Origin of the sequence: Enterobacter sp. 50793107, assembly GCF_001463365.1 — a bacterium.
Lineage (GTDB): Bacteria > Pseudomonadota > Gammaproteobacteria > Enterobacterales > Enterobacteriaceae > Enterobacter > Enterobacter cloacae.
The window spans coordinates 1-2,443 of record NZ_LNII01000109.1 but is presented as its reverse complement, the minus strand read 5'-3'; the positions used below and the strand labels follow the sequence as shown (position 1 = coordinate 2,443).

Genomic DNA, 2,443 nt, shown 5'->3' with positions numbered 1-2,443 from the left:
CATATGTATGAACCATTCTAGAAACTTTTAACTTATTTATTTTTATCCATAAATATTTCCCATCTTTCTTCTAATGCATCTTGTGACAGTTTGTGGGAAATACTAAGAATACTACCTTCATAAATCGAATACTCACTTTTTTTTAGTTTTTCATTAATGTGAACAGTGAAGTCCTTAGGCTCAATAGCTATTAAATCAAGATCAAAAAGTGTATGTATATCAGCCCTAAGTAAAATACCGTTACTTATATGGTTATGTGATTTATTTCTATATGGATAGATATGAGCGGCTTCAAGTATATCTAAAACCGCACATTTAGTTATAGCGCAATGATTATTTTTTTTGAGAAGCTTTTCCCTAAACGAACGTTGTCCTCGTCTTTGTTTAATCGAACGATTAACTATCTCTCTTAAATCCTCCTTATTGAATAGGGCTTCAGGTTCACTAGCCTCCATGCTTTCTAAATTATCGGTATAACGCCCATTTCCTTCCCATAGATCTTTTGCCCATTCAAATTTTACTTCCTGGATAGATAGTTGTTTGTTATGGTTTATTATTTTACCCTCCAGCTCAAGATAATTCATTTTTAGTATTTTAAAATTATTAGAATAGAATGCCGTAGATTTTATTACAGGAATGGTTTTTTTTAATGGTTTTTCGAATTCATGGCCATTACTACATCTCCATTCGGGTTTTTTGCTAGTTCTGGTTCTTATTTTCTCTGCCTTACAGTTATTTATAGGGCATTGATTTATTTCTTTTTTAGAATCTTCTTTGATAAGAGAGGTTATTACCGCCACACCAATAACATGCTTTCTGTTATATATTACAACAATATCCCCAGATTCAACTTGCTTATGATTAGCAACCAAATTATCATAAGAATACGACTCAAATGGATTATCGTCATAACCATCATTACCACGATAAACTAGTTCTTTTTTACTGATTGTTTTAAAGGCCCAAGCCCTTTTATTTTTCATACCTATATCCTAGTTGAATATTTCACAATCTAGACCCATTATAACAAATTAATTTATACAATAAAAATAATTCACCATCCCACACATAAATATCATTACATTATTTTTATGATTTAGCGCAGAAATTGATACATTTTTCTCACTCTCAAAATAGATAGTATAAAACCAGGCCAACTGGAAAAATATTTTTCTTCACAAAGGATACTTAGCCGATTATTAGCCTGCCCTTGCTCTACCCTGAACAAGCTTGCTTGGACTATTATCACGAGTTAAAGCTCACCATTTCTGCTACTGGCTTTGCTCACAGTGCCGCACTCCAAAACCCACCTAGCTCGCCCTAGCGAGGAAACAACACGACGACGTGAGAACGTAATGGTACACGTCCGGATCACCATCAGTGCATGAGCATCAAGTGTTCGGCAACGTTCCCTACGCTTGCATCCATCGACGGGGTTATTCGTTCACCAGTGGCAGAACCGGTTATCCCGGTACCCGCACCGGCAGCCACCGTTAACCGTTCCGGTGCGTAAGCACGGCCAGTCATCAGGAGAAACATACGTGACCACACTGACGCTACAGAAAGCCTTTGAGGCCTGTCAGGCAAACAAATCCGCCTGGCTGCAACACAGGGAAGAACTGACGCAGGCCGAAAAGGCATACCGCGAACAGCTTGCCGGCAGCGGCCACAGCGGGCGGAGCCTGCAAACGCTGCGCGAAATCATAGACGTGAAAAAATGGGAAATTAATCAGGCTGTCGGTCGCTACATCCGCTCGCATGAGGAGGTGCAGCACATCAGCATCCGCGACCGATTAAATGATTCTATGCAGGCGCACGGCGCGGAGCTGGCCGCCGCCCTTGCCAACGAGCTGATGAATTATTCCGGGCAACATCCCGCCATTCAGCGCTGCTGGTCTGGCTGCCCAACAGCGAAAAAACTTATTATTCGGCGCAGGATACTGACATTTTAAAGGCCATCGGATTCGGGTCTGACGCGGCTTCGCGCGATGATAGTCGTGAAAAATTCACGCCTGCACAGAACCTGAATTACACCCGCCGCCGTGCAGAACTGGCCGTGCAGTAGCCCGCTTAAAAATCCCCGAAAATCCCGCTATTTTTAATGAAATAAGCCATGCATCCATAAGGTGCATGGTTTTGCATAAGTTTTCCCGTTCCTGCATTCCCTGCAAGCGCCAGTCGCGGCGTAGCCTGAGGCCATCTTTGCACCTGCATTTAAAGCGGTCCCTTAAGCGGGCAGGCGTAGCGGGGAGAGCATTGCGCGCCAGTGGTAATCACTGCATCGATAATATTTCGCCTTTAATCCTAAAATTAACGGAATGGAAAAAGCATTAAGTAAACCATAGAGCTAACGATTATAATTAAATTCATATGTTTTACCCCCGTCTTTAAAAGAACAATTTTTAAGAGATAAAATTAACTTTGACATTACACAATACTTAAT

Annotated in this window: 2 protein-coding genes and 1 pseudogene; 2 read left to right on the top strand and 1 reads right to left on the bottom strand. The window is 41.1% G+C overall.

The features are described 5' to 3' along the window. Positions 1–32: 32 nt before the first annotated feature. Positions 33–983, bottom strand: a complete 951-nt coding sequence (locus APU11_RS14920; RefSeq protein WP_058651155.1) for an HNH endonuclease signature motif containing protein — start codon at positions 981–983, stop codon at positions 33–35. A 401-nt stretch (positions 984–1,384) separates the two neighbouring features. Between APU11_RS14920 and APU11_RS29135 the strand changes: the two genes are divergently transcribed. Both APU11_RS29135 and APU11_RS14910 read left to right on the top strand, forming a co-directional pair. Beyond that, the gene (locus tag APU11_RS29135) at positions 1,385–1,513 is read left to right on the top strand and encodes a hypothetical protein (RefSeq protein WP_255250406.1); all 129 of its coding nucleotides are present in this window, start codon (positions 1,385–1,387) and stop codon (positions 1,511–1,513) included. A gap of 28 nt (positions 1,514–1,541) precedes the next feature. Next, positions 1,542–2,065, top strand: a pseudogene (locus tag APU11_RS14910) (phage polarity suppression protein). The last annotated feature ends 378 nt before the right edge of the window (positions 2,066–2,443 follow it).

Coding starts and splice junctions, on each gene's coding strand:
- APU11_RS29135 (WP_255250406.1), top strand. CDS start 1,385: ATGAGCATCAAGTGTTCGGCAACGTTCCCTACGCTTGCATCCATCGAC.
- APU11_RS14920 (WP_058651155.1), bottom strand. CDS start 983: ATGAAAAATAAAAGGGCTTGGGCCTTTAAAACAATCAGTAAAAAAGAA.